Source organism: Bradyrhizobium archetypum (assembly GCF_013114835.1).
Classification (GTDB): domain Bacteria; phylum Pseudomonadota; class Alphaproteobacteria; order Rhizobiales; family Xanthobacteraceae; genus Bradyrhizobium; species Bradyrhizobium archetypum.
In genome coordinates this window covers 183,313-198,322 of record NZ_JAAVLW010000005.1, presented here as the reverse complement: position 1 = coordinate 198,322, position 15,010 = coordinate 183,313, and the positions used below count along the sequence as shown (strand labels likewise).

General features: G+C 60.5%; 20 protein-coding genes and 2 tRNA genes. 9 read left to right on the top strand and 13 right to left on the bottom strand.

Annotated features, from left to right (window positions below; all coding sequences use genetic code 11):
- Positions 1-1,700 precede the first annotated feature (1,700 nt).
- Positions 1,701-1,775, bottom strand: a tRNA-Glu gene (locus HCN50_RS17270).
- A 247-nt stretch (positions 1,776-2,022) separates the two neighbouring features.
- Between HCN50_RS17270 and HCN50_RS17260 the strand changes: the two genes are divergently transcribed.
- Both HCN50_RS17260 and HCN50_RS17255 read left to right on the top strand, forming a co-directional pair.
- On the top strand, positions 2,023-2,283 hold the full coding sequence (locus tag HCN50_RS17260) for a PilZ domain-containing protein (protein WP_171711419.1): 261 nt from the start codon (positions 2,023-2,025) through the stop codon (positions 2,281-2,283).
- A gap of 36 nt (positions 2,284-2,319) precedes the next feature.
- Positions 2,320-2,571 carry a porin gene (locus tag HCN50_RS17255; RefSeq protein WP_171710870.1) on the top strand — a complete coding sequence of 84 codons (252 nt, stop codon included), beginning with the start codon at positions 2,320-2,322 and terminating at the stop codon, positions 2,569-2,571.
- Position 2,572: 1 nt separating this feature from the next.
- Here the strand turns inward: HCN50_RS17255 and HCN50_RS17250 are convergent, their stop codons facing one another.
- The 3 genes from HCN50_RS17250 to HCN50_RS17240 form a co-directional block, all read right to left on the bottom strand.
- Complete coding sequence (locus tag HCN50_RS17250; protein ID WP_171710869.1) at positions 2,573-3,220, bottom strand: glutathione S-transferase family protein; 648 nt, start codon at positions 3,218-3,220, stop codon at positions 2,573-2,575.
- Between the two features lie 515 nt (positions 3,221-3,735).
- Positions 3,736-4,188 carry a VOC family protein gene (locus HCN50_RS17245; protein WP_171579707.1) on the bottom strand — a complete coding sequence of 151 codons (453 nt, stop codon included), beginning with the start codon at positions 4,186-4,188 and terminating at the stop codon, positions 3,736-3,738.
- A 211-nt stretch (positions 4,189-4,399) separates the two neighbouring features.
- A complete protein-coding gene (locus HCN50_RS17240; protein WP_171710868.1) occupies positions 4,400-4,558 on the bottom strand; it encodes a Flp family type IVb pilin in 159 nt (52 codons plus the stop codon).
- Between the two features lie 200 nt (positions 4,559-4,758).
- Here HCN50_RS17240 and HCN50_RS17235 point away from each other — a divergent pair, with 200 nt between their 5' ends.
- On the top strand, positions 4,759-4,956 hold the full coding sequence (locus HCN50_RS17235) for a hypothetical protein (protein WP_171710867.1): 198 nt from the start codon (positions 4,759-4,761) through the stop codon (positions 4,954-4,956).
- 134 nt (positions 4,957-5,090) lie between these two features.
- Here the strand turns inward: HCN50_RS17235 and HCN50_RS17230 are convergent, their stop codons facing one another.
- The 4 genes from HCN50_RS17230 to HCN50_RS17215 all read right to left on the bottom strand — a co-directional run bounded on the left by HCN50_RS17230 (position 5,091) and on the right by HCN50_RS17215 (position 7,182).
- Positions 5,091-5,285, bottom strand: a complete 195-nt coding sequence (locus HCN50_RS17230; RefSeq protein ID WP_171710866.1) for a hypothetical protein — start codon at positions 5,283-5,285, stop codon at positions 5,091-5,093.
- A gap of 254 nt (positions 5,286-5,539) precedes the next feature.
- Positions 5,540-5,686, bottom strand: a complete 147-nt coding sequence (locus HCN50_RS17225; RefSeq protein WP_171710865.1) for a hypothetical protein — start codon at positions 5,684-5,686, stop codon at positions 5,540-5,542.
- A 748-nt stretch (positions 5,687-6,434) separates the two neighbouring features.
- Positions 6,435-6,602 carry a hypothetical protein gene (locus tag HCN50_RS17220; protein ID WP_171710864.1) on the bottom strand — a complete coding sequence of 56 codons (168 nt, stop codon included), beginning with the start codon at positions 6,600-6,602 and terminating at the stop codon, positions 6,435-6,437.
- Between the two features lie 205 nt (positions 6,603-6,807).
- The gene (locus HCN50_RS17215) at positions 6,808-7,182 is read right to left on the bottom strand and encodes a hypothetical protein (protein WP_171710863.1); all 375 of its coding nucleotides are present in this window, start codon (positions 7,180-7,182) and stop codon (positions 6,808-6,810) included.
- On the opposite strand from HCN50_RS17215, the gene HCN50_RS17210 reads away from it, so the two are divergent.
- The 6 genes from HCN50_RS17210 (at position 7,172) to HCN50_RS17185 (ending at position 10,543) form a co-directional block, all read left to right on the top strand.
- Positions 7,172-7,933, top strand: coding sequence for an SIR2 family NAD-dependent protein deacylase (locus HCN50_RS17210; RefSeq protein WP_171710862.1), 762 nt, complete (start codon positions 7,172-7,174; stop codon positions 7,931-7,933). The two genes, HCN50_RS17215 and HCN50_RS17210, sit on opposite strands and share 11 nt — an antisense overlap.
- Positions 7,934-8,132: 199 nt before the next feature.
- Positions 8,133-8,798 carry a cold-shock protein gene (locus HCN50_RS17205; protein WP_171710861.1) on the top strand — a complete coding sequence of 222 codons (666 nt, stop codon included), beginning with the start codon at positions 8,133-8,135 and terminating at the stop codon, positions 8,796-8,798.
- A 129-nt stretch (positions 8,799-8,927) separates the two neighbouring features.
- Positions 8,928-9,428 (top strand): DUF192 domain-containing protein, encoded by a 501-nt coding sequence (locus tag HCN50_RS17200; RefSeq protein ID WP_210264978.1) that lies wholly within the window; start codon positions 8,928-8,930, stop codon positions 9,426-9,428.
- Between the two features lie 63 nt (positions 9,429-9,491).
- A tRNA-Pro gene (locus HCN50_RS17195) sits at positions 9,492-9,568 on the top strand.
- Positions 9,569-9,640: 72 nt separating this feature from the next.
- Positions 9,641-10,222 (top strand): CAP domain-containing protein, encoded by a 582-nt coding sequence (locus HCN50_RS17190; RefSeq protein WP_376700294.1) that lies wholly within the window; start codon positions 9,641-9,643, stop codon positions 10,220-10,222.
- 96 nt (positions 10,223-10,318) lie between these two features.
- Positions 10,319-10,543 (top strand): hypothetical protein, encoded by a 225-nt coding sequence (locus HCN50_RS17185; protein WP_171710695.1) that lies wholly within the window; start codon positions 10,319-10,321, stop codon positions 10,541-10,543.
- Positions 10,544-10,997: 454 nt separating this feature from the next.
- On the opposite strand, the gene HCN50_RS17180 is transcribed toward HCN50_RS17185, so the two are convergent.
- Genes HCN50_RS17180 through HCN50_RS17160 form a run of 5 tightly spaced genes read right to left on the bottom strand, consistent with a single transcriptional unit; the run spans position 10,998 to position 14,983 of the window.
- The gene (locus HCN50_RS17180) at positions 10,998-11,765 is read right to left on the bottom strand and encodes an ABC transporter permease (protein ID WP_171710860.1); all 768 of its coding nucleotides are present in this window, start codon (positions 11,763-11,765) and stop codon (positions 10,998-11,000) included.
- On the bottom strand, positions 11,762-12,526 hold the full coding sequence (locus HCN50_RS17175; RefSeq protein ID WP_171710859.1) for an ABC transporter permease: 765 nt from the start codon (positions 12,524-12,526) through the stop codon (positions 11,762-11,764). Before HCN50_RS17175 ends, HCN50_RS17180 begins: the two co-directional genes overlap by 4 nt.
- Positions 12,523-13,326 carry an ABC transporter ATP-binding protein gene (locus HCN50_RS17170; RefSeq protein WP_171710858.1) on the bottom strand — a complete coding sequence of 268 codons (804 nt, stop codon included), beginning with the start codon at positions 13,324-13,326 and terminating at the stop codon, positions 12,523-12,525. Before HCN50_RS17170 ends, HCN50_RS17175 begins: the two co-directional genes overlap by 4 nt.
- 4 nt (positions 13,327-13,330) lie before the next feature.
- A complete protein-coding gene (locus HCN50_RS17165) occupies positions 13,331-14,029 on the bottom strand; it encodes a GntR family transcriptional regulator (RefSeq protein ID WP_171710857.1) in 699 nt (232 codons plus the stop codon).
- Positions 14,030-14,038: 9 nt separating this feature from the next.
- On the bottom strand, positions 14,039-14,983 hold the full coding sequence (locus tag HCN50_RS17160) for an ABC transporter substrate-binding protein (RefSeq protein WP_171710856.1): 945 nt from the start codon (positions 14,981-14,983) through the stop codon (positions 14,039-14,041).
- Positions 14,984-15,010: the final 27 nt, after the last annotated feature.

Sequence of the window (15,010 nt, the reverse complement as noted above, 5' to 3'; positions counted from 1 at the left end):
CCTGCTGTCCGTAGTTCTCCGGGGTAGAACAAAGTTCCTGAAACCCGTTCTTGCAGTAGAACAAAGTTCCTGTCACGTCACCAAGACGCGTTATATCACGCTGGTGATAGTGCCATAACGGAAAGGCAATGCGACGATGGCGAGCGCGTCGATGCGCCAGCCGTGATGTCCGCTTGCGGAGTCATCCGACCGGAAAAGCAGCCAATAGAGCGGCGCCGTTCAATTGGGTTCATCATGACCGCGGCGATCGCTGCACCTTCACATTCTTTGAGCGACCTCAAAGACGTGGATGGCCGGGGCAGGCCCGGCCATGACGAAAGCAACTCATATTCAGGCGATCGGAAAGCGTCCGGCAACGCTCGTCGCCCTCTCGGTCAATCAGTTATCCGGCGGGAAGTAGTACTGCAACGTAAAGCGGAGTGCGACGTAAATCCCGATGCAAGCTGTGATTGTAATAGCAGCTACGTCCATTCCCTGTCCTCGCTCTTACTTACGCACGTCATCCGTTTGCAGGATGGGTTAACGATGGGAACCTGAACCGGGAAAATGGTTGTCTTGAGCCCTGAAAATGGTCGCCTTGGGCTTTGAAAGTGGTTGCAACGTGGTGGCGCTCCCTAGGGAGGCGGTAGTAGGCCTCGGGATACGCGAATTCATCCCCACCCATGGACTCAGATAATTTGCGGTCGCGACGATAACGACATTCTGTTTTTCGTCAGCCGATGCAAGGCGCCTCGTACCGGCTGATCATAGAAGCGAAGCACAGCATCGGCAGCTATAACAATGAAGGCAGACGCAACAAACGCAGCCACATTGTAAGCAAACATGCCGGAGGTCAGCCTGACGATCACCACCGAGCAAAAGTAGAACAGGGGTCGATGTACCGCATATAGCGGGTAGGAAATTTCCCCGAGCCACTGAGAACAGCGAGCAACCGTTTTGGCATTCCAGGATCATTGCCGGCAGCAAAGAATATTATAGCACAGAAAATTACGTCAACGATCAGGAACAGCGTTCCCGAAGGTTCGAACGAAACAGCATCACGTCGATGGCGGCAACGCCGCGAAGCGCATCTAGCGTGATGAACCGGTTATGCATGGAAGGCTCCAGAAAATAGCGCCACCAGCGGCTCTTACGTTGTCTGGAGTTCGACCGCGGGAACGTAGACAGTTTTGGAGTTGATGTGCTGGATCGGCCGCTGCACTAGCGATGGCAAAGCAGGATATGTGGCTTTCGAGCAAATGTTGGAAAAAAGGAGAGTATGTAGCCGGGATTGATCTATTAAGGTTGATGCGTATCGCAAGTGCATCCAATCTTGGGGTACGATCGTGACTTAGTGTGCAGGCTGCGAAAGATCTCGTCAATCGGCGTAAATAGCGCCTATTGAGTTGTGGGATCGATCTACCGTGATGCCGCGATGATAAGGTTAGGGCGGCGGAGCAGTCGATGGCGCCATGCGTCGACGCGCTGCGTGGCGACGTGGCCGCAGGCGTTGCAGCACACCAGGATGCCGCGTGTGCCGCTCTCGCGCATCGCGCCGAACGCAATTTCTGGGTCGCGTCGGTTATTTCGCGGGCTCCAGCAGCGGGAACGGCCCGTGAACAGCTATCCCTGCAGAGGTGTGCAACAAACTGTGCAACACCAAATCGGTCTGACTTGTAAGTTACCAGATTTGCTCGGTAAATTTTTCGCGTTTTGCGCCATGGCGCTCCCTAGCGGAATCGAACCGCTCTCTCCACCGTGAAAGGGTGGCGTCCTAACCGATAGACGAAGGGAGCAAAACAGCCGAAAAATCAATGCGTTGTGCGCTTGATGGCCGTGTTGGACGTCAGCCGTCCATGGTTCGTGGCGGCGACGACGGGCGAACGTATAGTGGCGTTTGGCCGGGTGGGCAAGCCGCTCGCACTGCGGTTTTTGCGAGTCATTTGCGCCCCGGCCGGCACCTCGCCGGCAAGACGTGCCGCCGTCCATGCAACGGATTCTAAATCCGCATGGTGTAGGGCTGCGCCCGGGGAAATTTTCAACATGACTTTATTGTCGAGCAAGAAGCGCGAGACGCGCAAATCATTGAGCCAGCCCGGGTGGATCACGCTCGAAGGCGGTTTTGCCGCCCGCCAATGCGTGGTGCAGAACTTGTCCGAAACGGGGGCAAAAGTCACGATCGACGATCCCAATACGCTGCCGGCGAAGTTGCGGCTGGCGTTTTCGCGCGACGCCAGGACTGGGCGGCGCTGCGAAGTGGTCTGGCGCCGCGGCAAATCAGTGGGCGTCAAGTTCGTTCGCTGATCTGGCACGGATCGGCCAAGGACGATAAAAGGCGGGATGCGAAAATCCCTCCTGATCATGATCGCCGTCATGCTGCCTTCGGCTGCCGCGCTCGCCGAGCAGCCCTCTGCTCAGAAGCGCTACAAGGCCGAGACTTCGGCTAAATCGCTTCCGCTGAAGCGCCCGAGCTCGGCCAACGCCTGCGCGGAGTACGGCGCGGGCTTCGTCAGGATCGAAGGCACCAGCACCTGCATGAAGATCGGCGGCGCGGTGAGCGTGGGCGTCGGGGTGTCGAGCGGCTCGCGCTGACTTACGACATCGGTGGCGCCACGAACCGCACGAAACCCGGGCGGGCCGCAAATTGCGAAAACCAGCGTTCGAGGTTCGGCAGTTTCGGTTTGGTTACGCCTTCGACGCCAAACCAGCGTCGCGCGAAGGCGCCGAGCGCAATATCGGCGATGGTGAACTGGTCGCCTTCGATGAAGCGTCGCGTCGCCAGTTGACCCTCGACGATCCGCCACACCACGGCCTCGGCGTCGACGTCCTTCTGAATCGCGACCATGTCGCGTTTTTCGATTGGCGTGCGCACGAGCGCCCAGAACACCGGCCGGTCGACCGGCTGCAGCGTCGACAGCGTCCAGTCGAGCCAGCGGTCGACGCCGGCGCGCGCCTTCGGTTGCGAGGGGTAGATTGGCGAACCCTCACCGTGGGCCATGCACAGATAGCGCATCACGGAATTGGATTCCCAGAGCACGTAGTCGCCTTCGACCAGCGTCGGGACACGGCCGTTCGGATTCATCGCCAGATAGGCGGCCTCGTTGTTCTTGCCGAACTGCATGCCGGCGTCGATGCGCTCATAGGCGAGGTTGAGTTCGGCGAGGCACCACAGCACCTTTTGAACATTGACCGAATTGGCCCGGCCCCAGATGGTGAGTTGTTGTTTGTTGTTGTCGGCCACGCGCGTTGCTCCCGCTGATTTTCCGGTTGGCTGTTAATAGCCGAAGATCGGTGAAAAAGCGCGGCCTTACGCGAGTTCGGGCTCAACAAAAATCAGGCTCCGCCGCGGTGCGACAGAGCCCGGCATCTTGCATGACGAATGGCCTTTGTCAGCTACGTCAGTGGCCCAAGAACAGCCACAAGAGAATGATCACCGGAATAGGCACGCCCAGCAGCCACAGCAGAATTCCTCGTCCCATCATTTCCTCCTCGAAATGCGTTGATGAGGAAACGCGTCGTGACGTGGCCAGTTCCTGAGCAAAAACCGGCCTTCGCACCGGAACGTTTTATGGTTTTGGAATTTTCGAGAGCGACAATCCGACCCGAAGCGGCGCGTAGCCATCCTGCTCGATAGCAACGCGCGACCCGTTGGCACACGATGACAATATTCACCGGCTTCTCGCTGCATGTTTGCCCGAGATTTGCCCCAGCAGCCGATCGTTCGGACGACGGATGTGCACGAAGAAATTGTACAGCCTACCAGTGGCCGGTATTCGGCATCGAGGCCCACGGCTCCGCCGGCGGCTTCGGTTCGCCCTTCTGCAACAGCTCGATCGAATGCAGGTCCGGCGAGCGGACGAAGGCCATGTTGCCGTCGCGCGGCGGTCGGTTGATGGTGATGCCGGCTTTCATCAGGCGATCGCAGGTCGCGTAGATATCGTCGACCTCGTAGGCGAGGTGGCCGAAATAGCGGTCCTCGCCGTATTTCTCCTCGTCCCAATTGTAGGTGAGCTCGACCAGCGGCGCGCCGCGGTTCTGCGGAGCCGCCTTGAACAGGCCTTCGTCCTCCGGCGCGCACAGGAATACCAGCGTGAACCGGCCCTTGTCGTTGTCGACCCGGCGTACTTCCTTCAGCCCCAGCGCATCCCGGTAAAACTTCATCGCGGTGTCGAGATTGCGGACGCGCAGCATGGTGTGGAGATAGCGCATTTTTGTTGTCCTCTTGAGTTCTTGCGGAAACTGGAGTTTCGTTTCGGGCTTCCGAGGCCGATAAGTAGCAGTAAATGGCAGCGCAGGGCAGGGGGTGCGCGCCGCCAGCGTGAAATCCAGGCGAGCGCATCGACGACCGTCGATCGAGAAATCCGAAAGCAGATGTCCGATCGGCTTTTAAATTTGCTTTTCGACGCGCTTTGATCGCGAACTATCGTGTCAGCGCGGGGATGAGGCTTTCGAACAGCGCAACGAGCTGTTGTCCGGTCATTCCGACCGCGGCGATGATGGCAAGGGCAATGAACCCGGCAATGAGGCTGTATTCGATCGCGGTTGCGCCGCTCTCGTTGCGTAGAAACTTTCCAAACATACATTCTCTCTCGGACGTTGAAGAATGGTTTGGCACGCCCAAGTTGCCATCAAGACAACCAGAAGCGTAAAATTGCAACCACATTGACGCCGCATCACAAGACGCCGCCGACGTGGTTTGTCGGCGACGGGCCTGCGGCGGCATTCGACGAGCGCCGATTGAAAGTGCGCTCAGCAGCGTGATCCCTCACACATACGAAAATGGCTCTTCCCTCCATGGTGGCACCGATGGAGGGATCGACCATGTATCTGCTCTATGGCCCGCTCATTCTCGGGATGATGTTCTTCTTCGCGCTCCCGATCACCGACGCCAGAACGGCTTGGATGAAATTGTCCGTTATGGGCAGCCTCGGCGTGTTGCTGGCGGTATCCGTCGTGGTGCCGCGCCTGATGCACTAACGAAGGATCTGGGTTGGCGGGGTTGGCCATGCTCGCCGGCATCGGCGGCCTCGTCCGCGCGCAACAACTCGCATCGCGAGCCTGAGAGCCCGGACGCGGCCTGGCAGTCGCGCAAAGATTGGTGTGCCGTCAGGTCAGACCTTGACGTCCAATGCGGACGCTTCTTCGGTCTGCAGATTGGCAAGGGCTGCCTCTATGGCGGCTGCCTTGGCATGGTAGACCGCCTGAAGATCCTGATTGATAGTATGCTGCGGCGCCTTGGCGTTCTGATCGACGACGAGCTGAATTCTGGCCTGTGTCACTTCAACCGGTATGGGGTAAATGACCATGGTGCAACCCTCCTGGCTGCACCCTGTCAGGCTCGCGTTTACGTCTTGTAAAGAGGTTGGGTTAACGGCGGGGCGCTAAAGCGCAAAGCGGTAAATAAAGGCTTAAGGCTTCCATCGCTTCGCGCCGAGCAGGAGCCCACAGCGTCTCGAGCGGAGCATGCCCTCGGACTTGATCTGTGGGTGGATACCGGTTCGCAGCAGGAAGACGCATCAAGCCAATATCTGGAATCTCGGTTCTGCAAACCGCAAAGGCTTTAGTGCATTTGTTCCAGCCGCTCGGCGTAGAGGCGGAATTCCTCGGCCATCTCGATCAGCTTCTTCGAAGCTTCGGGATCCTTGACGGCTTGGGCGAGGCGCCGGGCCCGATCGGACTGCTCTCGATAGTGGTCGGCTTGAGTCATCGCAGCACCTTTTTAGATGAGTACGGGCTGCGCCAAAAAGGTTCGAGCGACGTCTCTGCCAGGTAACGGTATCTTAAGAGGGCGGCCGCGCCGAAAAATACGCCCCCTGTTCGTTCCGGGAGAACAAAAGGAGTCTTTGATCTCCAACGGCGCGTGTAGTGCCTGATGATGCGCCGGCCATTGGCGGATGGCGCAAAGTGTACGGGAATGATACTGCGCGGAGAGCCGAGCCGGGATGCCCGCCCAAGCGTCAGCTAGAGCGGCCGAGCCCTGGTCAGGGCCGACACGCTTCTCCGCGCGGCAGGTCAACCGTACGAGAACTGACGCGCGGCATTCAACGGTCTGGCAGGTTTTCGCTTGACGATCTGTGATAGGTCGCGACGGCGATGAAGCCAGCGTAGCCGATCACGTTGATCAGAATTTCCATCCATACGGGCATCGCACACCTTCCCCGACGATGAACACCGTAACGGCCGTATTAGTTCCCGCATACTGTGATGGTCGGGCCCGCGCGATCGCATGGCTCGGGATCGTGTGCGATCGCGGGCCATACGCCCGAACGAAAACCCCGCCCGCATCCGAAGATGTAGACGGGGTCTTTCGTGCTTCACCTCTCGCAAGGCTGCTGCACTTGAAAGGAAAACGTCGAGGGTCCGGCTTCGTTCCCGCTGTTGCGCGCCGCTTTCGGGTTCCGCGCGATATTGCGTTGGAGATAACGCGAACGCCAGACAAGACCGCCAGCTCCGGTTCAACGCCAGATTGAGGGCCGATTGGTTCCGTTCAATGCGTTGGCCAGGGTCGTCTCGTAATATTCTTCGCGCTCGCGTTCGAACTTCTGCTGGGTCTGCCTGAAGCTCGCGACACGTGCGGCGATTTCGGCACGGTCGCGCGCGAGTCTTTCTTCCTTCTCTGTCATCGCCCATCCGTCTTTTTGCTTGATTCGCGCCCCGCGTCATTGGCATGCGCGAATGGGGCGTGAATGGGGAAGCGCCTGCAGCATTGTGATCACTGTCCCTACGAAACGAAGGCGGTGAAAAAGCTGTGGCGCATTTGTCGCTCACGCGGGTTCCCGTTAGCGAAAGATCAAACCGGAGGTTCCAATGGCAAAGATTGATCTGGATTCATTGAGCATCGAAGAACTGGCAGGCCTGCGCGAGCACGCCACCGACAAGCTGTTCGAGAAGGTGGCGCGGCCGCGCCGACTTGGAAGCGGAACTGGAAAAGCTCGCCCAATATGGCAAGCCGGCGAAGAAGCCTGAAAGCGCACCCGCACTGAAAGCGAAAAAGAGCGAAGAGGCCAAGGAGCCGAAGGAATCGGCTGCCAAGGCGGCATGATCGGCGAGCGGACCGAAGCTGCAGATATAAGGTGGCTTGATAGATCCGCCTGACAATATGCGCAATGCGCCTCGGGGCAGGCGCATCGATCTGTTAATCGGAATGACCGTGCTATAGTCCGCGCAGCCCAACCATTCGGAAAATGTCAGCGTGATCGCCAAGGATTTGCGCAGCGGCGTCGAACAACTCGGCAATATGATCGCCGAAGCCGCATGTATCGTTCCCTTTACCGGAGCCGGCATTTCTACCGAATGCGGCATTCCGGATTTCCGTTCCCCCGGCGGCCTATGGACGCGTAACCGTCCGATCGCGTTCGACGAATTCGTGGCCAGCGCCGATGCGCGGGCCGAGGCTTGGCGGCGACGTTTTGCGATGGAAGAGACCTTTGCGGCGGCCAAGCCCGGCCGCGGCCATCGCGCGCTGGCCTCGCTCTACAGGGCTGGGAAGATCCCGGCAATCATCACCCAGAACATCGACAATTTGCATCAAGCGTCGGGCTTCAAGAGCGACGATGTGATCGAATTGCACGGCAACACCACCTATGCCCGCTGCATCGGCTGTGGACATGCCTATGAGCTTTCCTGGGTAAAAGCGCGTTTCGATGAAACCGGCGACGCACCCGACTGCACCATTTGCGATGATCCGGTGAAGACGGCGACGATCTCCTTTGGACAGGCGATGCCGGAGGATGCGATGCGCCGGGCTACCGAACTGGCCCAGCATTGCGATCTGTTCCTGGCCATTGGTTCCTCGCTGGTCGTTTGGCCTGCCGCGGGTTTTCCGCTGATGGCCAAGAACTGCGGTGCAAAGCTCGTTATCATCAACAATGAACCTACCGAACAGGATGACGTTGCCGATCTGGTGATCCGTCACGACATCGGAGAAACGCTCGGACCGTTTGTAGGCAATTGATCTCCAACTGATTCGCGGCTGTGCAAGCCTGTTCATAGTTGCAGGCCATTTTGCTTTTTTAGCTATGCGCCACAATCGGGAGTGTTATCTTCGATTCGAGAGATTCGCGCTGCGTTATCATGATGGTCATGGTAGGGCGCGTGTTCAGGTCCGCTAGGGCGACAGCGGGCCGCTTTTTTGAAGTGTGAGGTCCGGGGTCATGGGGTCGGACGAATTTGGGTCCAAGAAGCTCGGGGGGCCGCCGCCAGGCGGGACAGGGCAGAACAGGCTTGGACCGGGTGAATACGCAGCGGGCGCACAGCGCGACCCGGCGGTGGATGCGTTGTCGGGGCTCGGCGATGCCGCGGCTAACCTTGTCGAAATATCCGGCGTCATCAAATGGTTCGACGCTTCCAAAGGATATGGCTTCATCGTGCCGGACAATGGCTGGCCCGACGTGCTGCTGCACGTCACCGTGCTCAGGCGCGACGGGTACCAGACCGCGTATGAAGGTGCGCGGGTGGTGGTCGAATGCGTCCAGCGCGCCAAGGGTTATCAGGCGTTCCGGATCGTCTCGATGGACGAGTCGACCGCGATCCATCCGGCGCAAATGCTGCCGCCCCGGACCCATGTCAGCGTCACGCCGACCAGCGGCCTGGAGCGGGCCCAAGTGAAATGGTTCAACCGGCTACGCGGTTTCGGCTTCCTGACCTGCGGTGAGGGTACGCCGGATATTTTCGTCCACATGGAAACATTGCGGCGCTTCGGCATGACCGAGCTGCGGCCGGGCCAATACGTGCTGGTTCGCTACGGACCCGGATCCAAGGGCATGATGGCGGCCGAGATCCATCCGGAGACCGGTCCGTCGGCACTGTCCTCGCATTGAACCTGCCATATCGCTGACGGAAATGTGAGCCGGCCGCCGCGCACGCGCGCGGCGGCCTCTGGCATTTGCCGCAATCCTCAGGTTAGGGTTCCCGGCCAATTCTCCGAGATATCCTGCGTGAGTGCTTTGATGAATTTCGCATTTGTGCATGCCCGGCTTCGCATCGGCGGTCGCCTGACGACATCGCTCGCGGCGGTCGCGGTGATCGTGCTAGTCTTCCTCTGCACCAATGTGGTCGCGCGGGCCGCGAGCGTTCAGCCGCTCGAGATCGTCACCAAGTCGGGCGTGCACGTGTTCTCGGTCGAGATGGCGACCACGGAAGAGGAGAAGCAGACCGGGCTGATGTACCGCAAGGAGCTTCCCGACGGGAAGGGCATGCTGTTCGATTTCTCGCCCGAACAGCAGATCTCGATGTGGATGAAGAACACCTACATCTCCCTCGACATGATCTTCATTCGCGCCGACGGCCGTATCCTGCGGATCGCGGAAAATACCGAGCCGCTGTCCACCAGGATCATCTCCTCGGGCGGACCAGCCAGGGGCGTTTTGGAAGTGATTGCGGGTACGGCGCAAAAATATGGCATCCAGCCGGGCGACCGGGTGGCGCACCCGCTGTTCAACAAGCGCTGACGGGTCATCGGTCGTCTTGATGGCTGCGGTTTTAGCGTGTATCGACGCATTCCAGCGTCAGATCGGGGTATAGCGCAGCCTGGTAGCGCGGCAGTTTTGGGTACTGCAGGTCGTTGGTTCGAATCCAGCTGCCCCGACCAATAAAATCAATGAGTTGGTGCGTCTTTTTCGGGTTGAATCTTCCCGGCGCAATTGGGGCAGGGGAATAATTTTTGGCTGGTAGCAAGACGGTCATCCTGGCGCGGCAGGCGCTTCTGCTGGGGCTGGTGATTTGCTTTGCCGCCGTCGGCGGCCGGACGGCCGCGGCCAATCCCGCGCAGATGATTTCTGATTTTCGGCTGAAGCACGGGGAGAAGCGCGTAACCCTGGATGCTACTCTCACCCGGATTGCACATGACCAGGCCCAAGCAATGGCTGCAAAGGACCAACTCGATCACGATGTTCTTGGTCGGTTCAATACGCGAGTAAGCCCGGCGGGCGCAGGCCGAGCCGCCGAGAACATTGCCTATGGTTACGAGAGTTTTCCCAAAACCCTCGACCAGTGGATCAATTCGTCAGGGCATCGGAAGAACCTCCTGTTGCCTGGCGCGACGCGCGTCGGCGTTGCCAGCGTGAAGAGCGCGAAGACCGGTCGCACGTACTGGGCCATGGTGATCGCAGGCGACTACGAGCGTCCCAAACCGAAGGCTTCGCCAAAGAGTCCGTCGAAGGAATCAAAGCAGGCAAATATTGCGAAGCCGAAATCGCGCGCAGCTGAATCCTGCCGGCTGAAGATTCTGAGCCTCTGCTTGTAGAACCGAAACTCGAGTGGACGCCTCGGTGTATTCGCCAATTGCGGCTTGCAATATCGTTCCTGTTATGTTCTCATTGATCATCTTCGGAGGTGACCAATGGATGTCGAGAAGCAACGCGAAATCATCCGGCTCTGGAATCGCATGCGCCAAGTCGAAGGTCCGCTCGCGGAGGAAATCCGGATCCAGATTCTTGAATGCTTTGCGCAGCCGGACGCGCCTAGCGCGCGCATGAAGGAGCGGCGTTCGGTGCTCGGTCGTATGCCGGTCCGGACCGCGCAGCTGTATCGGATCGGCGAACGCAGCAATAACGCAACGCTTTGACGGCTTTCGCCTTTCCGCGCCGCTGATTCGGCAGCCGTCAAGATTGACTGAATCAACGTGCGATGCATGCTGCGCACATGTTGTCGCGTGTGCGCAATCATTTTCGAGGTGCGAAGTTCGCCCGCATGAGCAGCGGGACGTACTGCATCATCCGCGATCTCGGGCTGGTGAAGGGTGGCAAGGGAATGCGGCACCATGAGGTGCTCGTTACCTTCAGTCTGCGGGCTTTGGGGCGGTGGGTCGGACTTGCCGGCAGGGATCTTGTGAGCGCAGCAAGGCGGCGATCCTGGCTTCAGCGCGAGCCGCAGCGCTTCCGGGCAAGCGTTTCTTCATCGGCCGTGTCGGAGAGCGTCTCGCAGCCTTAGTGTCTTTTGACGCGTTTCTTGATGCGGACCGGTGTCCACCCACGGATCAAGTCCAAGGGCGTGCTTCGCTCGAAAATGCTCCTGCTATCTCAGCGCTGCGCCGCCTGCCACGCCAGCAGCCTGTGCTCGGCAAGCGACATCGCGACCGAAGTCACGTAACCGGTCAACCCCAGCAGGATGACACCGGCGAACAGGTCGGCCGAGCGGAACGCGCGGGCCGATAGCAGCACCCAATGGCCGAGCCCGTCGAGGCCGGCCAGGATTTCGCAGACCACCGAGAGGATCAGTGCCACCGTCAGGCTGAGGCGCATGCCGGCGAGAATGTCGGGGCTGGCGGAAGGCAGCGCGATCTTGAAGATGACTGCCAGCCGCGACATTTGCAGCGAGCGCGCCACTTCGTAGAGGCGCGGCTCGACGGCGGCGAAACCGTGGATGGTCGCCAGCATGATTGGCCAGATTGCGCCGAAGGCGATCACGAACAGCGCCATCGCCTGGGTCAGACCGAGCATGGCAATCGCTACCGGAATGATTGCCGAGACCGGCAGCGGCCGCAAAAACTCCAGCGACGGCGCGACATAGGTCCGCATCGTGCGCGATGATCCAATGATCGCGCCGATCGCGATGCCGGCAATGGAGGCGGCAAGCCAGCCATAGGCCATGTGTTCGAGCGTTCCCGCAAGCTTGCTCCAGAGGTCTCCGGACGAAAATCCGCGCACCAGCGCGCCCCAGGCTCTATCAGGCCCCGGCAGGAACACGGGTGAGACCAGTTTCAGATTGGCGATCAACTGCCAGAGCGCGATGAAGCCGGCCGCGACCAGAAAGCTCGCCACGCGCCAGATGATGACGGCCCGGTTCATTGGCCGTCTCCGCTCAGGGCAGCACGGCCGAACAGACGGTTCTGGGCCACGATGAGAAGAACGTTGAGCGCATATCCGATGACGCCGATCCAGACCAGATAGGCCAGCATCAAGTCAGGGCGTAGCGCCTGCTGCGCCAGCATGATGCCGGCGCCGAGGCCAAGCGGATTGATGGCGATTTCGACCGTCACGGCGACGATCAGCGCGATGCCCGCCGATAGCCGAAAGGCGACAAAGATCCGCGGCAGCGCCGCCGGAATCACGATCTTCCAGACTCGCTGCGCCGGCGGCAGCCGCAGCGCCCGCGCCACTTCCATCAACCGCGGCTCGATGCTGCGCACAGCCGCGCGCGAGAGGATCAGGACCGGCCAGATACAGGCAAATGCGACGATCACGATTTCCATGCGATAGCCGAAGCCAAGCGCGATCAGCGCGATCGGCAGCAGCGCGATCGAGGGGATCGGCCTGATCGCCTCGACGGTCACTTCCATCAAGCGGTCGAGCGTGGTGGAAATCCCAAATGCAATGCCGAGCGCAAGTCCGATGACCGTGCCGATCGCAAGCCCGGCAAAGGCTGAAAACAGCGTGTCGCGCGTCGCCGCCAGGATCGAGAGATCGGCGAAGGCGCCGGCGAGCGCCATCACGATCTCGCTCGGCGACGCAAGGCTGTCGCTTTGCAGATGGGTGGCGCGCGCCCAGATCTCGAACGCTGCCAGAAGGCTAAGTGGCAGAATCAGCGCCTTGGCGGGATTCGTCGTCACTGCTCGGTCGCCTTGATGAAATCGAACAATTGCCGCCGCAGCCGCAGGAATTCCGGATGTTCACGGGTCGATAGCTGGTCGCGCGGGCGCGGCAGGTTGACCTTCAGTTCGATGCCGATCCGCCCGGGATGCGGTAGCAGGCCGATGACGCGGTCGCCGAGATAGATTGCTTCGTCGAGATCGTGGGTCACGAAGATCACGGTAGCGCCGCTTGCTGCCACCAGCGACAGCACCTCGTCCTGCAAGCCCTGCCGCGTCATCGCGTCCAGCGCGCCGAACGGCTCGTCCATCAAAAGTGTCTTCGGCTCCTGCGCCAGGCAACGGGCGATCTGCAGACGCTGCTGCATGCCGCCTGACATTTCGGACGGATATTTGCCGGCGTGGCCGGGCAGGCCGACGGTGCGCAGCAATTCCTCGATACGGGCAGGGCGCTCGGCCGACGGCGTGCCGCCCGCTTCCAGCGCCAGCGAGACGTTGCCCGCCGCGGTGCGCCACGGCAGCAGCGCCTTGCCGTAGTCCTGGAACACGATCGCAATCTCGCGGCGCGGCTCGCGCATCGGCTGGCCGTCGAAATTCACCTTGCCGCCGGTCGGCTGGTAGAGACCGGCGGCCAGCCGCAGCGCGGTGGTCTTGCCGCAGCCGGAGGCGCCGACGATGCAGAGGAATTCGCCCGGCCGGACTCCCAGACTGAGATTTTCGATGATGGTCTTGCCGCCGAGCTGCAGCGTCACCGCATCGAAACTGATTTGCGGCGCAGCCGTGCCGGAGACGGCTTCGAGGCGTTTCGCGGCGCTTGCCATGATGTCAGCTCTCGTTGCCTGAGGGATAGACGAAGTCCATGGTCGAGCGCAGATGCGCCGTCAGCATCGCTTGCGCTCCCTGAATGTCCCGCGCGATCACGCGGTCGGCGAGCAACTGATGGGCGCGGACGAATTTCTTGCCGCTGTCAAAGGAGCGCATCATCACGCGCCGGTAGCGATAGGCTTGGTCGTAGAGATCGGAATGGGCTGCGAGCAGACGTTTCGAGCCGCAGGCCGCCAACAGCGCGGTATGAAAGCCCTTGTGCAGCCGGTCGAAATCCTCGGCGCCTTCGCGGAATTCATCGCCGGTGCGCTCGATATGGCGGCGCATCTGGTGCAGCGCGCTGACGATGCCGGCCTCCCAGGCGTCATCGCCATGGGTGATCGCGAGCCTGATGGCCTCGACCTCGACCGCGGTGCGCATCGTGGTGATGTCGAGCAGATCGTCGCGGCTGATGTCAGCGACGCGAAAGCCGCGCTGTCCGATGCCCACGATCAGTCCCCGCGACATCAGCCGAGACAGCCCTTCGCGCAGGGGCGTCGCGCCGATCTCATATCGCTGCACGAGGTCGACGATGCCGAGCCGCGATCCCGGCGCCAGGTGACCGGCCAGGATATCCTGTTCGACCAGCATGGCCGCGCGCTCGCTCAGCGTGGCGGCCTCAGGTGCCGGTCGGTTTGGTTGACGCTCGGAGGCTGGCATCGCAATCCGTTATTTCAAAACGAGTTTCGAGGTGTCGAGCTTGGATTGCAGCATCTTCTGCGACGACATCACCTCGATCCACCAGGCAAGCTGCTCGGGCTTGAGCGCCGGTTCGGAGCGGTTCGGGGGCGTCGCCTTGACCAGTTCGATCGGCTGCTTGGTGAACTTGGCAATCGAGTTCGAGGCCTTTTCGCGGTCATTGTTGACGATGACTGCGGATTCGGCGAGCGCATCGCGGAATTTCTTGACTGCAGCGGCGTTCTTTTCCGCCCATTCGCGCGACGCGGCGTAGAAGATGATCGGATCGGTTCGCGCCAATTCGACTGCATAGCGCGCGCCGACCGAGCCAAGGCCGGCATTGGTCATGCGGGTCACGAACGGCTCGGCCGTCAGCACGGCATCGACGCCGCCGGACTTGATGATATCGGCCATGGTCGGGAAGGTGACCTCGACGAAATTGACGCCCTTGGGATCGACACCCTTCTCTACCAGCCATTTCACGAACAGCACGTGCAGAAAGGCGTTGAGGCCGGGCGCGCCGACTTTCTTGCCGATGAAATCCTTCGGCTCCTTGATCGTGATGCCATTGCGGACGAAGGCGGTGATGTTGCCGTTCGACACCGGACTCATGACGGTTGCGCCAGCAATCGCGACGAGATCGAGCCCACCATCGACCGCCTGCAGGAACACGGTCGAGGTCGGCCCGCCAACCTGGATCGAGTTCGACAGGATCGCGGCCGGAATGTTCGAGTTGATCGCGATCGGCGTCATCTCGACCTCAAGCCCGTGCTTTTTGAAGATGCCTTCATCGATCGCCACCATTGCGGAGGCACAGTCCGAGGTCGCCGTGCAGCCGACCTGGATCTTGGGTTGCGCAAGGGCGGTGCCGGTCAGCGCTACGCTGACCGCAAAGGCGGCAAGGACCTTTTTCACGGTGTTCTCCCTACGACACATTTTTCTGTCTTGTTTATCGATATTTTT